Annotated in this window: 17 protein-coding genes; all 17 read left to right on the top strand. The window is 38.9% G+C overall.

What is annotated here, in order from left to right:
* Positions 1–243: 243 nt before the first annotated feature.
* The 17 genes from DFQ04_RS07045 to DFQ04_RS06965 all read left to right on the top strand — a co-directional run bounded on the left by DFQ04_RS07045 (position 244) and on the right by DFQ04_RS06965 (position 19,041).
* Positions 244–1,218, top strand: coding sequence for an MraY family glycosyltransferase (locus DFQ04_RS07045; protein WP_133554067.1), 975 nt, complete (start codon positions 244–246; stop codon positions 1,216–1,218).
* Positions 1,219–1,678: 460 nt separating this feature from the next.
* Positions 1,679–2,149: a nucleoid-structuring protein H-NS gene (locus tag DFQ04_RS07040; protein WP_133554065.1), complete on the top strand. Its 471-nt coding sequence runs from the start codon at positions 1,679–1,681 to the stop codon at positions 2,147–2,149.
* Between the two features lie 25 nt (positions 2,150–2,174).
* Positions 2,175–2,750 (top strand): hypothetical protein, encoded by a 576-nt coding sequence (locus DFQ04_RS07035; protein WP_133554063.1) that lies wholly within the window; start codon positions 2,175–2,177, stop codon positions 2,748–2,750.
* Positions 2,747–3,586: a hypothetical protein gene (locus tag DFQ04_RS07030; RefSeq protein ID WP_133554061.1), complete on the top strand. Its 840-nt coding sequence runs from the start codon at positions 2,747–2,749 to the stop codon at positions 3,584–3,586. Before DFQ04_RS07035 ends, DFQ04_RS07030 begins: the two co-directional genes overlap by 4 nt.
* The gene (locus tag DFQ04_RS07025; RefSeq protein WP_133554059.1) at positions 3,573–6,023 is read left to right on the top strand and encodes a leucine-rich repeat domain-containing protein; all 2,451 of its coding nucleotides are present in this window, start codon (positions 3,573–3,575) and stop codon (positions 6,021–6,023) included. The genes DFQ04_RS07030 and DFQ04_RS07025 overlap by 14 nt, the downstream gene beginning before the upstream one ends.
* 389 nt (positions 6,024–6,412) lie before the next feature.
* Positions 6,413–7,360 carry a glycosyltransferase family 2 protein gene (locus DFQ04_RS07020; RefSeq protein ID WP_243739642.1) on the top strand — a complete coding sequence of 316 codons (948 nt, stop codon included), beginning with the start codon at positions 6,413–6,415 and terminating at the stop codon, positions 7,358–7,360.
* Between the two features lie 14 nt (positions 7,361–7,374).
* Positions 7,375–8,058, top strand: a complete 684-nt coding sequence (locus DFQ04_RS07015) for a GNAT family N-acetyltransferase (protein WP_133554057.1) — start codon at positions 7,375–7,377, stop codon at positions 8,056–8,058.
* Positions 8,059–8,124: 66 nt separating this feature from the next.
* Positions 8,125–9,315, top strand: a complete 1,191-nt coding sequence (gene rffA, locus DFQ04_RS07010) for a dTDP-4-amino-4,6-dideoxygalactose transaminase (RefSeq protein WP_133554055.1) — start codon at positions 8,125–8,127, stop codon at positions 9,313–9,315.
* 399 nt (positions 9,316–9,714) lie between these two features.
* Complete coding sequence (locus tag DFQ04_RS07005) at positions 9,715–11,193, top strand: hypothetical protein (protein WP_133554053.1); 1,479 nt, start codon at positions 9,715–9,717, stop codon at positions 11,191–11,193.
* Positions 11,190–12,746, top strand: a complete 1,557-nt coding sequence (locus tag DFQ04_RS07000) for a hypothetical protein (protein WP_133554051.1) — start codon at positions 11,190–11,192, stop codon at positions 12,744–12,746. The genes DFQ04_RS07005 and DFQ04_RS07000 overlap by 4 nt, the downstream gene beginning before the upstream one ends.
* A gap of 365 nt (positions 12,747–13,111) precedes the next feature.
* Positions 13,112–13,933, top strand: coding sequence for a hypothetical protein (locus tag DFQ04_RS06995; RefSeq protein WP_133554049.1), 822 nt, complete (start codon positions 13,112–13,114; stop codon positions 13,931–13,933).
* A 233-nt stretch (positions 13,934–14,166) separates the two neighbouring features.
* Positions 14,167–14,673, top strand: coding sequence for a winged helix-turn-helix domain-containing protein (locus tag DFQ04_RS06990; protein ID WP_133554046.1), 507 nt, complete (start codon positions 14,167–14,169; stop codon positions 14,671–14,673).
* Positions 14,663–15,373, top strand: coding sequence for an O-methyltransferase (locus tag DFQ04_RS06985; RefSeq protein WP_133554044.1), 711 nt, complete (start codon positions 14,663–14,665; stop codon positions 15,371–15,373). The genes DFQ04_RS06990 and DFQ04_RS06985 overlap by 11 nt, the downstream gene beginning before the upstream one ends.
* A gap of 81 nt (positions 15,374–15,454) precedes the next feature.
* Positions 15,455–16,369: a glycosyltransferase family 2 protein gene (locus DFQ04_RS06980; protein ID WP_133554043.1), complete on the top strand. Its 915-nt coding sequence runs from the start codon at positions 15,455–15,457 to the stop codon at positions 16,367–16,369.
* A gap of 400 nt (positions 16,370–16,769) precedes the next feature.
* Positions 16,770–17,546, top strand: a complete 777-nt coding sequence (locus DFQ04_RS06975; RefSeq protein WP_133554041.1) for an ABC transporter permease — start codon at positions 16,770–16,772, stop codon at positions 17,544–17,546.
* 249 nt (positions 17,547–17,795) lie between these two features.
* Positions 17,796–18,668, top strand: coding sequence for a class I SAM-dependent methyltransferase (locus DFQ04_RS06970; protein ID WP_133554039.1), 873 nt, complete (start codon positions 17,796–17,798; stop codon positions 18,666–18,668).
* A 109-nt stretch (positions 18,669–18,777) separates the two neighbouring features.
* Positions 18,778–19,041: a glycosyltransferase gene (locus tag DFQ04_RS06965; protein ID WP_166637272.1), complete on the top strand. Its 264-nt coding sequence runs from the start codon at positions 18,778–18,780 to the stop codon at positions 19,039–19,041.
* Positions 19,042–19,176 lie beyond the last annotated feature (135 nt).

Below are 19,176 nucleotides of genomic sequence, written 5' to 3'. Positions count from 1 at the left end.
GGGTATAAGGCTTTCATTTTTAGAGCTTTATTTCAATATTTCACCTAAATTTTCGCTAAATCAGCGGGAAATAATTTCCTTAAAATGATTCCTAAATATTTTCTAACATTTGAATAAAAAAGAATGAATTGATTCCTTTGCGTAAATAAGTTCACTGTCTTTTTATTCAGATATAATTAATTAGTACTCAAAATCACGATTGACTTTTTGTTGTATTGATCATTCTTTATTTGTCTTTAAAAAATGCTATTAAATTATACCATCGTATTTCTGATCCTTTTGCTTATCGCCTTGGTTTACCAAAGGCTGGCAATAAGGTATGGAATAGTGGATGTGCCCAATGGCCGAAGTTCACATTCTCTGCCCACGGTTAGAGGAGGTGGAATCCTTTTCCCATTTGCTGTACTATTTTGGTGGATGTCCTTTGACTTTATCCATACATGGATGGTTTTGGGAATTATTTGGATAGCTGCTATCAGTCTCTTGGATGATATGTATTCTATTTCCAGAAAGCTGAGATTTGGAGTGCAGGCCTTGGGATTGACCATGGCTTTTTATGATTTGGGTCTTTTTAGTCAGGAATCATGGATTGTGATTCCCTTCCTGTATTTTGTTGCACTAGGAATTATGAATGCCATTAACTTCATGGATGGAATTAATGGAATAACTGGGATTTATGGTATTGTATTTTTTGGATCCATACTCGCAATCAACCAATACATGCCTATTTTCGAGGAAAGCCTTATTCGCTATCTCATTGTAGCCATTATAGTTTTTCTCATTTTTAATATGCGGAAAAAGGCGATCATGTTTGCGGGGGACATTGGTAGTATTTCCTTAGCCTACATGATTATTTATTTTTTAGCTCAATGGTACTTAGCTACTAAAGACTGGACAATAATTCTCATGCTGTTGGTCTATGGAATGGATTCTTTCCTCACACTTACTCAAAGAATTTTAAGAAAAGAAAACCCAGCTATTCCACACAGAACACACCTTTACCAATACCTGGTCAATCAGCTCGGCAGGGATCATATCACTATTGCCTTAGCATTTGGGATACTTCAGTTTCTGGTAAACTTTTTCCTTTTCATTTATCCTAAAAGTATGCCTTCCTCAACTGTGGCGTTGATGGTTTTACTGGGATCAATTGGGCTTTACTTGGTAATCAAGCTTCCCCTAGAAAAAAGGTTTAAACTAGGGAAAACTAATTTCTAATCTCCAAGAAAAAAAAATCCCCCGGAAGCCGAGGGACTTTATTGAGGCCATTGCCTTTTAAACTTAACACATGTCAAAAATCGGGTATTATTAAATGCTTGTAAATACCCTATATGAGGTATTTTTTGAGGGTTTTCTTAGTGAAAATCCACCTTTTGGGAATTTTGCCTTTCAATTAGATCTCTTACCGCTTATTGGAAGAGTTGGATTTTTTATATGAAATGTCCTTGCCCTGCCCGCTGTTTTTTGTAGCTTAAAGTAAGTAAGAGGTTAACATCCATAGACTGACAATCCCATAATTAGCCATTTAACAAAATTTAAATTAGCCTATGAAAAATATCCAATCTATCGGGTACGGCATTTGTCAGGATATGCTTGGTTTTTCTTTACTTTGTCCCGTGAAATTCACCCCACAATCGAATAAAAATCAAATTAATTCTTAAACATCTAATCTATCCAAATGAAACAGTTCGTATCCTCTATTTCCTTGAAGAGAATCCTTTTCATGGGACTTGTAGTCACCTTGGCTATGGGTGCGTGTAAAAGCAAGAAGAAGGCTGTACAACCTGAACCTGCACCGGCACCAAAACAAGAAGTAGTGCAACAGGCTCCTCCGCCTCCTCCAGCTAGATCTGCAGAGGAAGTTGCCGCTGAAAAGCTTGAAAACAACTTCAATGCAATCGCAGCTGCAGGAAGTGTAAACTCCGCCAATCAGTCTATTCAAGAGACTTTGGCCATGTTTTCAAACCAAGAAACTCCAGTTTTGATTGTGATCCACGAAGAAAATGGAATCAAGGATTATGACGAACCTACAACGATCAAGAAGTACTTGGACTACCTTAAGGACACCAAGAAAAACTTGAACTACATCTCTGATATCCGTATGGATGCCAATGGGAAAGTTTCTGAACTTGAGCTAAGAAGAAAATAATTCAACCCCGAAAATCTAGACTCTAATGAAAAATAAATTTATCCTCTTCCTGGGTTTGTTTCTTTCTGCATCCCTGGCAGTAATGGCACAGGACAATATCAGTCCTGCAAGAAAGCAAGCGATTGATTCACTTGCTTTGGAAAAAGTAAAAGACCTCTCTAAGTATGTCGCAATTATCGGTAGCAAGGAAACTCAATTTTCTGAGGCAAACCGCGTTATGGATAGAGCTGAAGAACTTTTCGCACCAGGTGCTGAAATGGGCGTTTCCTCTATCAATACTCAGGAGATTGCTTATTACAAAGTCAGAAGATATTTCGAGCGTTTGATGGCTTTGAACTATGACCGAGTAAATATTACCTGGTACGATATTCAGTATATTTCTGATTTGGAAAGACAGCCTGACGGCCGTTACGTAGGGGTTATCACCATCTACCAGCGATTTGAAGGTACATCTATTGAAACAGGAATGAACTATAGAGATACTACCAAAAAAGACATCACTATCTACGTGGAAAAGAAGCAGACTCAAATTGCAGGTCGCACGATCGAATTCTGGGACGTCATGTTGGGTGATGTAAGAGTGACTGAAACCTCCGCATGAGATTAACCTTTCTGATTTTTGCGTTTTTTATCGCAATCATCTCTTCAGTTCCGGGGCAGGGCATTGGCGGCCCCGGAACTATTAAAGATGATGGTAGATTTGCAGCTTCAACCAAACAGCTCAATCAATTTTTTCGAAGATTTAATGGAGAAGAATCGGTAGATGGAAACATCCGGTTTTATCCAGGTGATTCTCTTTATCAAAATCCTGCATTACGAAAAGGCTTCCTTAATATCCTTTTCGACAACCAAACCTCCTCCGTTTCTCCTCAGCTCAAAAGTGAGTTTATTCAATATGTCCTTTCGGACGTATATCCATACTTCCTCAATTTTCAAAGAGAAGGATGGTATGCAGAAGTAGATACTGAGTTTTTCTTTAAAGGGAAAAGAGAAAAAGCAACCCTGATTATGAAAATCCAACCAGAGCGACTTGGCTTTGAATGGGTAATTGATCAAGTAATTTTCCCTCCCTTCAAAAATCTATTCAATAAACCTGTTGGAGAATCCAAAGAATTTCTTCACCCTTTGAGTCATGAATTAGGTTTTATGAACCTTAGAAGGGCTTTTCAAGATTCAAATTTACCGGAATCCTTTACAGCCAATTCCTATAGCCCGGATTTCCTATCCATTTTCCTATACGAAATGAAGCAAAATAACCTTCGTTTTGATACGGTTTCAGGGGTGAAATTTCATTTCTTCCAAATCGGTGGCTGGTATTTTGAAGTAAATCAATTTAACCGTCCGGGATTCAATACAGGTTGGTTGATTTCCAATCTGGTTCGTCTAGGCCCTGGCGACAAAGAAACTATCCTTAAATACATCTATGACCAGGATTAAGTATATCCTTGCTGTATTCGTTCTTTCCATTTCTAGTTTTTCCTCTTTTGGACAGACTATAAAAGGGTATTCCAAAGATCAGGTCCAGGAGCTCTCGACCAAAGTGGAGGACCAGATCCAGTTTTTAGAGTTTTTATTGAATACCCTGGGTAATAAAGAAACTTCTGCCAGAGATAAAGACGTCATTATCCGTGAAAGTTACCTCAAAATCTTTCGGGATGAGAAAGTCCAAGTCGAGGATGATCTACTACTTGATAGAAAAGTAGTCACCAATAAAGATGTGACTGCCTACCTCAAAGACATTGAGTTCTTTTACAAAAATGTACAGTTCAAGTTTAAAGTCCGGGAGGTAAAACCCAATCAAAAAGACAACGGAGAGGTGTATTTCGTGGCTTCTATGGATAGAACCATTGAGGCAATTGGCAATGCAGGAGAAAAAATCACCAATACCAGACCTCGATTTGTAGAAGTAAACCTGGATGAAAAGACTCAGGAACTTAAAATCGTGAGCATGTACACCACCAAAGTCAGTAGGGATGAGGAATTGACGGCTTGGTGGAAAAGCTTGAGTCCGGCTTGGGTAGCTTATTTTAAAAAGAGGTTTGGGCTAAATGCCCAAGATTCAGTGGCTTTGGATATGATTTACAAGTTCGTTGGAATAGACACTTTGGATATTTCACAAAACCGATCCATTCGAACTTTAGCCCCACTTTCTGAGCTAAGAGACCTCAAAGTGATCAATATCAGCCAAACAGAAATTGCAGATTTGGCTCCGATTTCTAATGTGACTTTCCTGGAAAATCTGAATATTTCCAATACCCCAACTCGAAATATCAAATTCATTAAATATTCTGATAGGCTTAAATCGTTGGATATCTCAAATACCCAAGTGGACAGCATCAATGAACTTCTGAATCTGAAGAATTTAATTGCAATCAAGGCCGACGGGGCACCGATATCGAGTTTTGCCGTTCTGAACCAATTTAAAAATCTAGAAGAATTATCTCTCAGGGAAAGCGGTTTCAACAATCCTGAAAATATCAAAGAGCTCAAGAACTTAAAAAGTCTGGACTTGAGTGGGAATTATATGGTAAACCTTTCCTCTTTTTCAGGATTCACGAATCTGCATTCCCTCAATTTATCCAAAACAAATATTCAGGATCTGAGCAATTTTAAAGATTTTGAAGGCTTGGAGGTTTTGGACATTACAGGTACTGTTGTCAGTGATTTGACTCCATTGAACAATTTGCCCAATTTGAAAAAGGTCTTGGCTGATGAAACTCAGTTGAGCAAGTTGGCTGCGGATAATTTTGTAAGGCAAAATCCGGAAGTCCTGCTGATTCACCATGTCAAAGATTTGGAAAGCTGGTGGAGCACCTTGAGTGATGGATGGAAAGCAGGTTTGAAGAGAGCAAACCCTGCTATTCAAAATGACAATCCAAATGTGGAAATCCTAACTAAAACGGTAACTGTCTCAGCAATCGATTTAAGTGGTTTGGGGATTGAGTCTTTAAACCCATTGGTAAAATTTGTCAATTTATCTGAAGTTGATTTCTCTGATAATTCCATTAATGACTTGCTTCCCTTGACCGAGGTGAAAACTCTGAAGAAAATAAAGGGTAAAAACACTTCAGTTTCTAATTTGAGCATGCTCAAGGAGCTGGAATTATTGGAAAGCCTGGATTTTGAAGGTAGTCCTGTTCAAAGCATTTCCGACCTTGCAGGTCTTGAGAAGCTGAAGTACATCAATGTGGATGGCTCCTCAGTGAATCGTCAGGAACTTCCGAGTTTCTTGCTAAGAAGACCAGACATCAATGTGATTTTTAGATCCCAAGAACTTCAAAATTGGTGGACAGAGATGGACCCTACTTGGAGAGATACTTTCAGAAGACAGTTTTCTTTGCCAGAAAGTCCAAGTGCAGAACAACTGCACACGCTTACTGCAAAATCGGAACTTTCCTTTGAACGAATTCTAGCTAATAATCTTCTTCCCATTCCTGCATTTATCAATTTGAGATCGTTCTCAATTTTTGATGCTCCAGTTTCATCCATTTCTGAATTAAGTGGGATGGCATTGCTGAATCAGGTGAAGATATCTCAGGTTCCAGTCATCGATTTCTTGCCATTATCGAGTTTAACGACTTTAGAAGAACTTGATATTTCTAACACTGGAATCGAGGATTTAAGCCCAATAAGTAATCTGATCAACTTAAAGAAGCTGAATATATCTGGCACCAATCTTAAAGGTCTTAAAGGATTGGAGCCATTATTGGCTTTGGAGGAATTGGATGTAGCTAGCACAAATTTGCGTTCATTGAAGCCAATTGATGGGTTACCAAATTTGAAAAAGCTTTCATGTTTTAATACCCGCCTTACTACGAGAGCTGTCGATTCCTTTAAGACCGAGCATCCAAATTGTGAGGTTCGCTTCTACTAATCCTACCTAGGGTATAAATAAAAAAAAGACTCGTGAGAGTCTTTTTTTGTTTCTGAATACCGTGAAAAAAATAAAGGGTAAAAAAATTTTAAGAAAAGTCCCTTAATGATTTTCTAGGAAAAATCCGGAGAAAAGTCGCTTAATCACCCTGAATCAAAATTACCAAAGTGCTAGACCAAAAAAATACCCACTACTGGGTATTTTTCAGGGCAAGTCTCGCTTAGTTTTCCACAAAATATAATTATTAGGGGCTTGAATTATATTTTTATAATAAAAAGTCAATTAGGAAATCGTTTGAATTTTCAAATTCTGGTTTTCATCATTTATTATTCAATCCATTCAAAGATTAGTTTAATTTGGGTAATGAAATTAAGTTCAAACCTCCAGTCTTGATCAAAATCGAAAAGCAAGTCCTCATTTCCGTAGTAGTTCCAGTCTACATGGGAGAAAAAACCTTAAGCCCTTTGGTGGCAAGGATAAAAAACTCATTGCAGGATTATTCGGGAGAACTGGAGGTCATTTTGGTAGAGGACCGAAGCCCGGACTCTTCTTGGGAGGTCATTCAGGAAATCTGTCATTCCAACCCATTTGTGAAGGGGATTAGGCTTTCCAGAAATTTTGGACAGCACTATGCAATCACTGCTGGATTGGATAAGGCAAAGGGGGAATGGACCGTAGTCATGGATTGTGATTTGCAGGATCAACCTGAGGAAATCCCAAATCTCTTGCAGGAAGCTCAAAAAGGCTTTGATGTGGTTTTGGCAAAAAGGAATAATCGCCAAGATGGATTTTTTCGAAGGATGAGTTCCAAATTATTCTATAGAACCCTCTCTTACCTAACTGGCTCAGAGCAAGATGAAACCATCGCCAATTTTGGGGTTTATCACAAAAAAGTAATCAAAGAGGTGATTCGGATGAGAGAATCTATTCGGTATTTCCCAACCATGGTCAAGTGGGTTGGGTTTCGACAGACCTCCATTTTTGTAGAGCATGCCCCGAATCTAGATAGGAAAAGTTCCTATTCTATCAAGAAGTTATTTAATCTGGCCTTAGATATCATGTTGGCCTACAGTGATAAACCAATTCGACTCACGGTAAAGCTCGGAGTTCTAGTTGCGATTACAGGTTTCCTCTTTGCCTTGTATACCTTATTTAGATATCTCCAGGGAGAGATTATTGTGGCCGGCTACGCAAGCTTGATCATTTCGATCTGGCTATTATCCGGTATTCTTTTGATTACTTTAGGAGTGGTTGGGTTGTATGTGGGGAAAACCTTTGAGGGAGTTAAAAATCGCCCAGCCTACATCATAGAGGAACAATTGAATGAAAATTCCTAAGTCTGAAATCAAACATGGTGATCCAGTCTCTTCCATTTGATTCCGAACTTTTTGGCTACTCTGTAGGGAAAGTCAATTGGGAACCAGATTTTGATGAAAAAGAATTTTTGGAAAAAGCTAAAACTCACCAATTGGTCTATGTTTTTTCTGGAAAGCCAATCTCATTTCAATCCCCAAAAATCCAACTTGCAGATCAAAGGCTTGTTTTTAGGAAAGAAATTCTGGAGGCTAATGCTCCAGAGGGAATCCTCTCTATTTTCGATTATTTAGGAAAATTTTCAGCTCCAAATTTGCGAAAAACACTTCTTGATTTGGCTTTGGCAAGTGGGGAATATTCTCGATTTAAGATGGATGAACGGCTAAAAAATGGAGAATTTGAAAAGCTCTATAAACTCTGGTTGGAAAAAGCTTGGGAGCAAAACCAGATCCTATTTCCAAAAGGATTAGAGGGAATGGTAAGCTTTAATTTAAAAGACGATGCTGTTCAAATAGGATTACTGGCAGTAGGAGAGGAGCATCGAGGCCAAGCTTGGGGAAGGAAACTTATCCAGGCTGCGGAGCAATTAGCCTTTTCAAAAGGGAAAAAATACTTGATCATTCCGACACAATCCAGGAACCAATCGGCTGTTCAATTTTATGAAAAACTCGGCTATCAGGTGGTTGAAGAAACATGGATCTATCATTATTGGGCTGATTAGCATTTTAGGATAAAGGACCCTGATCTTCCTCATTTTTTTATCTTGCCACTAGTTTAAGAAAGTCAAATGCCCTTTTTCGAAAAACATAAATTAGCTATCCCTTTTAACAAGCCTTACTTGTCTGGTAAAGAACTGGATTATGTAAGGGATGCAGCGATAAATCAGGGCAAACTTTCGGGAAATGGCTTTTATACCCAAAAATGCCAGCAGTTTTTTGAGGAGAAGTATGGGTTTGGATGCTGTTTATTGACCAATTCCTGTACCGATGCCCTGGAAATGGCTGCTTTGCTATTTGATATCCAGGCTGGAGATGAAGTGATTTTGCCTTCCTTCACCTTTGTCTCCACAGCTAATGCCTTCGCTCTTCGCGGAGCAAAAATGGTCTTTGTCGACTCCAAACCCGATTTTCCGGGGATGGATGAAAGTTTGGTGGAATCCTTGATAAACTCAAAAACCAAGGCAATCATAGCCGTTCATTATGGGGGAGTACCCTGTGATATGCTAGCCCTTCGGACCTTAGCGAATAAGTATGGGATTTACCTGCTGGAAGATGCTGCTCAAGCTGTGGATAGTTATTTGGAGGATAAGGCTTTGGGCTCTTTTGGACATTTGTCTGCCTTTAGTTTTCATGAAACTAAAAACATCCATTGTGGGGAAGGAGGGATGCTAGTCGTGAATGATCCCAATCTCGAAAAACGGGCAGAAATCATCTGGGAAAAGGGAACCAATCGAAGTGCTTATTTCAGGGGTGAAATAGACAAATATTCATGGGTGGATTTGGGCAGTAGTTTTTTGCTTTCCGAACTTAATGCTGCATTTCTTTGGGCTCAACTAGAGAATCTGGATCAAATTCAAACCCGAAGAAAACGGATTTGGGAGGATTACTTTTACTGGTTTTCAGGGGAAAGCCGCCAGCCACAGGTTCTTCCAAAAACCTATTTAATTCTTCTTCAAGAGGTTTTGGAGGAGGTGGTAGGTGATCTTTCTACAATCAACTTCCAACAAGAAAAGGGGAATTATCATCTCTTTTATTTGCTTTTTGAAAATGCAAAACAAAGACAAGCGGTAATGGACAGATTGAAGCAAAGGGGTATTTTGGCAGTTTTCCATTACCAAAGTCTTCATAAAAGTCCCTTTATAGCCCAAACCCAAGCAGAATCCTTCAAGCTACATCTCCCCAATGCTGAAGGGTTTAGCGATTGCCTTCTTCGTCTGCCCTTGTTTTATGACCTTCCCAAACTGATTAATGAGGAATAGTGAATGAGGAATGAGGAATAGAGGAATCGATGAATTGACTAACCGAGTAATTGAGATTGAGGAATAAGTTTAAAATTAAAAAAGCCCCATAGGGGCAAAAGCTCGGTAGAAAAAAGTACACCCAAGCAATTGCTGCGCTGGAGCACATTTTTGATTTGGAAATGACATTCGATCCCAGCGCAAAGAATCAGAAATAAAAATGATGAATTAGGAATGGGAAATATGGATTTTCACCCGTCTTCTGTCTCCGGTCTTCTGCCTCCCGTCTCCCGCCTTCGGTCTTCCGTTTCCCATCTTCCCTCTTCCAACTCGATTTTCAATGGAAATCCGACCTTTGATTCAACTATTGATTTTCTGAACCATAAATTTTCCAATCTTTAAATTTTCTAATCCTTCCCAATGCCTAAAATCCTCCTAGGAGCTTCTGTACTTTCACTTGTCTTGGTTCTTGCTGGGATTAACCGGGGATTTGACTTCACTGATGAAGGCCTTTATGGCTTATTGGCGCATCCATTTCAGGAAAATCAGGGAGGAATTTTCAATTATGATCTTTTTTTTAAGGCGGTGTTTGAGCTTTCTGGAGTCCATTTTGGAATTGTTGGATTGCGGATACTTAGACTCTTGAGTTATTGCTTGGGGGCTTGGTTCCTGCTCATTTTTTACAAAAATACCGGTGGAAAAATTCTTAGTAAGTCCACCGTTTTCCTTCTTTCCCTACTTGGGTTGTTTGCGGGCTATGGTTTTCTTCCAGCCAGTCTATCCTATAATCATCTTTCGGTGGTTTTAGCATGTGCTTGGTTGGCAGGAATGTCTTCCCATAAAAAAGGGTTTCAAACCCAATTGGGCTTGGGATTGCTTTTGGCCATTTTGTTTTATGTAAAGCTAACTTCGGCTTTGGTTTTAGGAGCCTTGACTTTGCTTAGTTGGGTTCTGGAGGAGAAGGTTTCTTGGAAAGGAATAAGTGGACTAGTGTTTCCGTTTTTGCTTTTGGAAGGATTCTTCTTCTTGATTTTCAAGGAAAATTCCTTGCTGAGACTAAGTGAAGGGATTTTTATTCAAGCATCTAGGACAGATTACCAATGGTTTGGACTGATTAAGTACACAGGAGTAGGTCTATTTTGGTGTCTTTTGGTTTTTATTCCTGCCCTTCTTATTAGGATTAAGGTTTCCCGATTTATTTTTCAGCTCATTTTAATTGGTTCATTGATGAGCTTGGTATTTTACCTCACCAAGACCACCGAAGAATGGAATCATCTCTTCCTACTTCTGGGAGTTGGGATTTGGGGGGTATTACTTGCAGATTCCGATTTCAAAAACTTTTCCCTGAATGACAAACAGTGGCTTCTAGTCTTATTTTTTCTCCCTTTTCTTCTTCATTTCGGGAGCAACGTGTATTGGCTAAGAATAGGGATTCACTACCTGGTTTTTTGGATTTTGGGTTGGTGGATGATGCTAGAAAAGCAAGATAGAAAATGGATTCCCGCTTTTAGTTTGGGGATATCACTAATGAGTTTGCTATTGGTTTTCAATGGACTTTGGTGGCATCCTTTTGAGCAAAAATCCTTATGGAAAGCAACGGAAAGTTGGGAATACCTCCCCGGAAAATCCATTTATTTAGCCTCAAGTCAAATCAAAGAATTGCAAAAGCTGAAAAATGAAATAGGAGAGGAACAGCAAGTTTTAGCAGCTTATCGCATTTCCGGGATTCCTTTTCTCTTAGGAAAAACCCAGCCCAGAAGTCCGGGATTTTGGGACCGTAAACAGCTGGAGCATTTCTTTCCTGAGGGCTTTTCCTCAGGGAAAATGGTATATTATCCTTTAGATTCCTTGCCGGAAAATTTCACCCAAAAGCCTATTTTACTCCATACTTTCGAATGAAGAGATTGTCCTTACTTCCTTTGAACCAGATTTTTTGGAGCATAGCCCTAACTGCCAGTATCCTGATTGTTTGGTTTCTGCCTTGGAGATTCCAGACCAATGACGATGTGCTGATGATGTGGTTGGTTTCTGGAGCTTATACCGGAGAACCTGAATCCTATGCAGTCTTTATCCACCCTTGGTTGAGCTGGGTTTTATCGTCGATTTATAAGGTCTCTCCTGATATCAATTGGTATGGTGCAGTATGGTTTTTAGTCAATTGGGCTTCTGGACTTGTTTTGCTCCATCAGGTTCACCAAAAAGAGTTTTCAACTGAATGGAAAAACTTTTGGAGTCTTTTTACCTTGCTCATTTCTATTCATTTGGGTTTTTTTCCTCAGTTTACCCTGATTGCTGGATATGCTGGACTTGCTGGATTCCTTATCATTTTACAAAAACCTAAAATTTCTAATTGGGGAAAAAGTATGGCTTTCCTTCTCCTATTCTTCGGCTTAATGATCCGCTGGGAAGCTGTGGCCTTGATTGGAATGGGCTGGACTTGGAGCAATTGGGTCTTTTCAAGATTTTCGGAGAAAAGAGTATTTCAAAAAATACTGCTGCCACTTTCTTTGGCCGGTTTGGTTTTATTGGGAAAGTGGACCTATGAGCAAAACTATGTGGATCAGGATTTTTTAGCCTTTAATCGATCGAGAGCCAAAGTAATTGACCATCCCGTCTTTGTGGAGAAAACCAAAAGCGGGGAAATAAATACTGGTTCAGATTGGTATTTCTTTGGCAGATGGATGTTTGAAGAACTCCCCATCGGGCTGTCTGAGCTGAAGGCCGAAAAGAAAGTATTGGATAAGCAATTTTTCACCCGGGAGCAGGTAGGTTTTGGAATAGTAAGGCTAATGAAGATTCAACTGACTGAGCTTTTCAAGTCCATGTTGATCTTGGCGCTCTTGATAAGTTTTATGGCTTTACAGCTTTCCTTTCGGAAAAAGCTTGAATTCCTCCTAGGATGGTTAGCCTTTTTTTTAGTATTCAATCATTTCAATCTATCCTTGGGAAGGGTGAATTTGGTCTTTTTTAGTGTTTTACTCTTTCCCATTCTCTCTGAAAGAAGTATTCGATTTTCCCCAAAGATTTTTTCTTCAGCGGGCTTGATCCTTCTGCTTTTTTTAGGAATTCATTCGGCTAATTTTTTAAATGAGGCAAAGGGTAGAAAGCTTGTCAATGAAGAATTTTATAGCCTTTTGGAAAATGTTGCCTCGGGGGAGATTGTGTTTTTGGAAGGGTTTTTTGAATACAATTTTCTGAATCATTTCAGCCAAAAGAACCCTGTTCCTGTGATCAGCCAAGGTTGGATTTCCAGAAGTCCTTTTCAGAAAAAAGCTTTTCAACGCATGGGAATTTCCGGGCAAAGTGAATTAAAGTCATACGCTCTAATCGCATTTCAATTTCCAGAACCATTGGTATTCCCTGACTACATGAATCGAATTTCCAGAGGGGAATTTACCCAAGTTTCCATCCTTTCAAGTGCAAATTTGAAATTGCTTCAATTTACCAAATGAGTATGGAAAAGGGTTTTTTTCATTCCATAAAGTCCTATTCATCAATTTTTTGGATATCCAGTGTGATAGTCCTTTTAGGATATTCTTGGATTACCTATTTAATGCTATCAGGAGATATTTTTTCGGATTTTCCAGCTCACCTTGATATTTGGGAATTTTACTATGAAAGGGGAAAAATTCCATTTCCCCCTTTATACTACCTTACTTTTTTTGGTTTGAGTTTCCTTTTTCCTGTGGAGGACAATTTAAAGCTTGGTTTATTGCTTTTGATGGCGTTTAGCTGGCTGGCTAAGTATAGTTTGACTTACAGGTACTTACTTCCCCAAATTCGGACTTGCTTAGTTTTTCAATGGATCCCATTAGGCATGCTCTTTATATTTCCGATTTATCTATTGGGTTGGGAGGGAGAATATTGGCTTTTGGGAAAAATGACACCAAATCTTTGGCATAACGGCAGTACTATTTATGTCTTTCCTTTCTGTTTTTTGCTATTTCAAGAAGTCTCCAGATGGTTTGAATCCCAAAAGGTAAATCTCTCAAGAGGATTGATTCTAACCTCTTTAATAGTTCTGATAAAGCCCAATTATTTGTTTGGTCTGCTTCCTGGAATGCTTCTGCTTTTTCTGTTTTCCAATCATGTCCCCAAATTCCGCCAAAGGATTCTGACCTACTCAGGTATTACCATAGCTTTATTAGTAATAAGCAAATACCTGATCTTTGACATGGCATCAGAGCAAAGCTTATTTTACAATTTTCGCTCAAGTGGAGCTATACTTTTTCAACCATTTAGTGTTTGGCTTGAGTATTCAGAAAGTCTGGTTTTGGACCTAATCAGTAGTTTGGTTTTTCTATTGGGAGGGGTATTTCTGTTTAGAAAAGTTCTTTTTAAAGACAAAGAGTTTCAATTGGCTTTTGCAGTATTTTTCTTTTCCCTCTTAGTCTTCTTTCTGTTTGCCGAAAGTGGGCCTAGGTACTTGGATGGGAATTTTTATTGGCAAGTGCCGATTTCTCTATTTTTGCTTTACCTAGTACTGGTTAAGATTGTGTTGAAAGAATGGTGCTTGAAATCCTCAAGTGAAAATGCAAGTCTATCGAAATTTATCCTTTTGATAGTCCTGTTTGGCTTCCATGTACTTTCTGGCTTATTGTATTTACATAGCATGGTTCGAACCGGCAATAACCTTTAGTGATCCTACCCAGAAAGGATTCTTAAATCTAATTTTCCGCACCTTCCTTTCTAATTCCCCAAAAAATATTTGCATATCTCAAGACACTGAGTAATTTTATTACTCGGTCCTTATTGCGAGGTAGTCTAAAAGACTAACGAAGCAATCTTTTTTGATTAGCTCCTAGTTCCCAAATCAAAATGGGAGTGACCGGGCGAAGCTTTGGAGTTTTTAATTATCAATTCTTAATTTATTTGTTAGACTCTCTAGTCACATCCAAAACCAGAGTAAAACTCCTGCTTAAGTTTTTTGCGCATAGGAATTCAGGTTACTTGCGTTCATTGGCAAAGGAATTCGAGGAATCTACCAATTCCGTAAGGGTGGAGCTCAATCGCTTAACGGATGCCGGTCTTCTCTTGGCAGAGGAGGATGGGAAAACCAAACTTTACCGGGCAAATGAGCAGCATCCCTTTTTCTCAGAAATCACAGCCATGGTCAGCAAGTTTCTTGGCTTGGATGACCTGATGGAAAGAATCGTGAAGCGTATGGGTGAGGTAGATAAAGCCTATATCGTAGGTGACTATGCCCAGGGAATTGATTCCGGGACGGTAGAAATGATCCTGATAGGTAAAAATCTGGATACTGATTACTTGGAATTTATCCGGGAAAAAACCTTCGAAAAAGTAAAGAGAAAAGTCAATGTCTCTATTCTTGAAGAGGAGCCAAAAGACATTACCGGAATTCTAGTTTATGGAAAGTAAAAGAAGACAATACATTAAGCCTGCTTATAAAATTGTAGGAAGATTCCTGAGTGAGTGGATTCAATTTGTAAAGAATGGAAATGGAATCACAGAGCCTATCCGAGATTTTAAGGCCTATTATCGTTATAACAGGTTGATGAAAGGAACTTTGGAGGCAAAACTTCCTTGGATTTCCCATAGGGCTTACCTGAAATTAAATCAATTAGTTAAGCCCGATTGGAATGTGTTTGAATTTGGATGTGGAGGAAGTACCTTATTTCTTAATGGCAAAGTCAAAACCATGACCAGTATAGAACATGATCCGGATTGGACTCAAGTGGTGAGTAAAAAATTGGCTGACAATCCGAATTTTACTGTTCGATATATCTCGGAAGACGAGGAAGGGGGGGAGGAGTTTAAGAGCGTCCATGGCCTAAATGAGGTAGGAAGTTATTTTGAAACCTATGCCAAAGCCGCTTCAGACCTTCCAGACGAAAGCTTGGATCTTTTGATTATCGATGGAAGAGCTAGACCTGCATGTCTTAAATATTCCCATACCAAGGTAAAATCTGGAGGATATCTTCTTTTTGATAATTCTAACCGGGATTCCTATCATGAGGCAATAGAAGAATATTTAAAAGATTGGGAAAGAGAAGATTTCAAGGGAGTAACCGTCTACGATGCCTTTTTCAATCAGACTAGTTTATTTAGAAAAACTTGAAGATATTATTATTGAAAAAGCTTTAACTATTATGTTGAGCGCAATAAAGTTTTTTATCAGAACCTTAATTTTTAGTAGACTTTGAGGCCAAACCTTGTTTCCATCCTTATTCCCAACTACAATAAGGAAAGACTTTTAAGAAAAACCCTGGATTCCATACTGAGTCAAAAATATCAGGAATGGGAATGCATTATTGTAGACGATAGAAGTACGGATAATTCTTTTGAGATCCTTAAAGAATATGGAAATAAGGATTCCAGATTTAAGATTTTTGAAAGGCCCTTGGACATCCCAAAAGGAGCCAATTTTTGCAGAAACTATGCTTATTCTTTATCACAGGGAGAATTTATCCAGTGGTTTGATAGCGATGACATCATGTATCCTTGGTTTTTGGAAAAGAAGGTAAACTACCTTAAAGGTCATCCAAAAACTCCAGTGGTAATTGCAAAAGGAGACCTGAAGATTGATGAGAAGTTTGAAGGAAATACCAAGTTCAAGCAAAGCTATTTTTCTGAAAATCCTATTGAGGATTACCTGGAATTTCGACTGATCTTTTTTACCGGAGGCCCAATGGTCAGAAGATATGTTTATGAAAAGGTAGGCCTGTTTAATATAAAATTAAGAAGGCATCAGGAATGGGAACTCTATCTAAGGGTCATTCTTCATCAGGCTAAATGGGGGGTTATAGAGCAGCCTTGTTTTAGGTATCTGCTTCATGGCAACTCGATCACGTCCAGATATCAGGAGAAAAAGAAAGTAGTAGAATCCGAATTGGTTCTTTTCCAAGAGGTTTTAAATCTTCCTTCGGATAGGTTTAAAAATCAGATTCCTAAAAAAACTAAAGTGCGATTGGCCTTTAGATATTTTATGGTAGCCACTTACCACAAAAGGCTTAAGTACTCCATAACTTATCTAAAAACCTTCTTTAGAGAAACCTTCAAACCCGAAGAGAAAGAAGTACAGGAGGGAGTTTATTCAGTGGGCAGTAGGCAGTAGGCAGGGGGCAGTTGAGAGTAAACAGTGGGCAGTTTGCAGTAAAGAATAAGCAGTAGGCAAATTCTGGATATAAATTCAACTGTAATAACATTTGGATCGTCACTGCGAGCGAAGCGAAGCAGTCTTTAATCATAAATTCCAAAAGATTGCTTCGTCGCAAGCAAATCATCGAATGAATCAAAATTCGGTTCTTGGCTCCTCGCATTGAGGTGGATCGTCACTGCGAGCGAAGCAGTCCTTAATCATAAATTCCAAAAGATTGCTTTCTTATCTGAAAGCAATCAATTAAATCAAAATCGAATTCCAGGCTCCTGGCCATGACGTTCAACTTTAAACTTTAAATTTTAAACTCATCAATTCTCCCCACTACAAAGTAATCGAAGCCTCCTCCGGCTGGAAAATGGTCGACTTCAAGGAGATCTGGAGATACAAAGACCTTTTGTATTTCCTGACCTTGAGAGGAATCAAAGCCCGCTATGCCCAGTCTATTTTGGGAGTTTCCTGGGCAATTATTCAGCCCTTGTTCACCACTTTGGTATTTACACTGGTATTTGGAGGATTGGCGAAGGTAGATTCGGATGGGATGCCCTATGTACTCTTTTCTTACTTGGCCCTCTGGCCTTGGAACTACTTCAGCGGAACATTGACTGAATCCGCCAATTCCCTGATTCAAAATGCCAATATGATCACCAAGGTCTATTTCCCCAGAATGGTACTTCCTTTATCTGCAATTCTCTCCAAGATGCTGGATTTTACCATTGCCTTTGTGGTGGTGATCTTTATGCTGATCTACTTTAAGCAAGTCCCAGGTTGGGGAATTCTCTTTACTCCTTTTTTGATTATCCAATTGTTGCTTTGCAGTTTGGGTATTGGCATGTTTCTATCCGCCTTGGCGGTCAAATACCGAGACGTGAAGCATGCGCTCACCTTTGTAGTCCAACTCCTGCTCTATGCAGCCCCTGTGGTCTACAGTACCTCAGCAGTACCCGATCAATACCTGAATTTCTATATCCTAAATCCCATGGTCGGCGTGATTGAGGGCTTTAGAGCGGCCTTTCTGGATAGACCTATGCCTTGGGAATGGATCTGGCCGGGAAGTATAGTGGCAGTGGTGTTCTTCGTTTTTGGGATGTTTTATTTCCGCCGAATGGAGAGGATTTTTGCGGATGTTGCGTAATTGATTAGGAATTAAAATGAGTTTAAAGTTTAAAATGAAAAGTTTAAAGTTGCTTGAATTGAGAATTAAAAATCAGGAATGTGTCACTTCGAACAAGAAAAACCGAAGCTTCTTTTAATGTATATTTTACTCGATGTGAGAAGTCTGTTTCCTCTTTAATGGATTTCTCTTCTATGCCTTTCAAAAAGAAAACAGCTTTAAATTTTCACCTTTTTTATAAAGTTTTTCCTTCTTTAATATTTGGCACAAATGCCCAAAAAGAATTCAATTCTACATTCCCTTCGACTTTGGCTTTATGTCAAGAGACTAAACTATTTTCAAAAAAAACTCAAGAATGACATCCAGAAGTTTACGTCTAGTCAGGAAGGTGGAAAATATAAACAGGAGGGTAACTTTATTTCCCAGAATGGCTTAAAGATTTTTCCCTATCCTTTTCAATTTCAATACATCAAGGATGCCATAGAATTAGGATATGAGGAGGGTTATCCATTCTTTAATTACAAAGGATCTAACTTGTATCTACCTAATTCAATGTCAGCTGAGAAGGCGAAAGGGTATGCCAATGAGGTTTTGATGGAGCAGGATGAGCGATCACCACATGTCTACCAAACCCCGCTCTTCAGCCTGGACCAAGAAGATATATTACTCGATATAGGATGCGGGGATGCCAATTTCTCCCTGGAGAGCATAGAAAAAGTGAAAAAAGTCTTCCTTTTTGAAGCAGATCCCAAGTGGGTAGTTCCTATTCAAAAGACCTTTAAAAACTGGAAGGAAAAAGTCCTGTTCTTCAATAAGCGGGTAGGGGTAGATGCAGACTCCATAGACCTAGTCACATTAGAAGAATTAGAATCCCAAAATCTGTTTTTTAAAATCGATGTGGATGGGGCAGAGCGGGAAGTACTAAAATTGATAGATCCTTTATTTCCCAAGTTAGGCTCCATCAAGGTAGCAATCTGTACTTATCATCAGAATGCAGATGCAGATGAATTTGAAGCATGGTTTAAGTCCAGAGGATTTGAAACCAGCTTTGGAAAAGGATATATGCTTTTCCATCCTGATAGAAAAATTAAAAAGCCTTTTTTTCGGCCAGGAGTGCTTTTCGCTTATCGAAATGCTGGATAATTCTTCAAGGGGATTTTCTAGAATTCTTATCTGGAAAAAGTGTTAAATGAAATGAGTTAAAAGCTCTTTTACCAATTCTAAACCCAGTTAATACTTTTTATAAATACCTGTGACTCTTTCAATCGTTTCTCCTGTATATCAAGCCGAAAATGTTCTCGAAGAACTACTATACCGCATTCAAGAGGCTGTTGTAAAGATTACAAGCACGTATGAGATTATGTTGGTTGAAAATGGGAGCCCTGATAATTCGTGGCAAAAAATCAAAGAACTTTCTAAAAAGTATCCTGTAAAAATGGGAATTGCTATGATTGGATTTCTATTCGCTGCTTATACGCTTTTCGGATGGTCTCTGGCGGCTTCCGATGTTTTATGAATGGACGGAAATTTCAGACTCCAGCAGTGACTTCAACCATTGAACCAGTCACTTCGACCGGTAGGGAGAAGTCCTAAACAATAACAACTACTCTAAATACAAAGATTTCTCACGACGTTCGAAATGACCCTTCGG

It is taken from the genome of Algoriphagus boseongensis, assembly GCF_004362805.1.
Taxonomy (GTDB): Bacteria; Bacteroidota; Bacteroidia; order Cytophagales; family Cyclobacteriaceae; genus Algoriphagus; species Algoriphagus boseongensis.
This window is presented reverse-complemented; position numbering and strand designations above follow the sequence as displayed.

Coding starts and splice junctions, on each gene's coding strand:
- DFQ04_RS07045 (WP_133554067.1), top strand. CDS start 244: ATGCTATTAAATTATACCATCGTATTTCTGATCCTTTTGCTTATCGCC.
- DFQ04_RS07040 (WP_133554065.1), top strand. CDS start 1,679: ATGAAACAGTTCGTATCCTCTATTTCCTTGAAGAGAATCCTTTTCATG.
- DFQ04_RS07035 (WP_133554063.1), top strand. CDS start 2,175: ATGAAAAATAAATTTATCCTCTTCCTGGGTTTGTTTCTTTCTGCATCC.
- DFQ04_RS07030 (WP_133554061.1), top strand. CDS start 2,747: ATGAGATTAACCTTTCTGATTTTTGCGTTTTTTATCGCAATCATCTCT.
- DFQ04_RS07025 (WP_133554059.1), top strand. CDS start 3,573: ATGACCAGGATTAAGTATATCCTTGCTGTATTCGTTCTTTCCATTTCT.
- DFQ04_RS07015 (WP_133554057.1), top strand. CDS start 7,375: ATGGTGATCCAGTCTCTTCCATTTGATTCCGAACTTTTTGGCTACTCT.
- rffA (WP_133554055.1), top strand. CDS start 8,125: ATGCCCTTTTTCGAAAAACATAAATTAGCTATCCCTTTTAACAAGCCT.
- DFQ04_RS07005 (WP_133554053.1), top strand. CDS start 9,715: ATGCCTAAAATCCTCCTAGGAGCTTCTGTACTTTCACTTGTCTTGGTT.
- DFQ04_RS07000 (WP_133554051.1), top strand. CDS start 11,190: ATGAAGAGATTGTCCTTACTTCCTTTGAACCAGATTTTTTGGAGCATA.
- DFQ04_RS06995 (WP_133554049.1), top strand. CDS start 13,112: ATGCTCTTTATATTTCCGATTTATCTATTGGGTTGGGAGGGAGAATAT.
- DFQ04_RS06985 (WP_133554044.1), top strand. CDS start 14,663: ATGGAAAGTAAAAGAAGACAATACATTAAGCCTGCTTATAAAATTGTA.
- DFQ04_RS06975 (WP_133554041.1), top strand. CDS start 16,770: ATGGTCGACTTCAAGGAGATCTGGAGATACAAAGACCTTTTGTATTTC.
- DFQ04_RS06970 (WP_133554039.1), top strand. CDS start 17,796: ATGCCCAAAAAGAATTCAATTCTACATTCCCTTCGACTTTGGCTTTAT.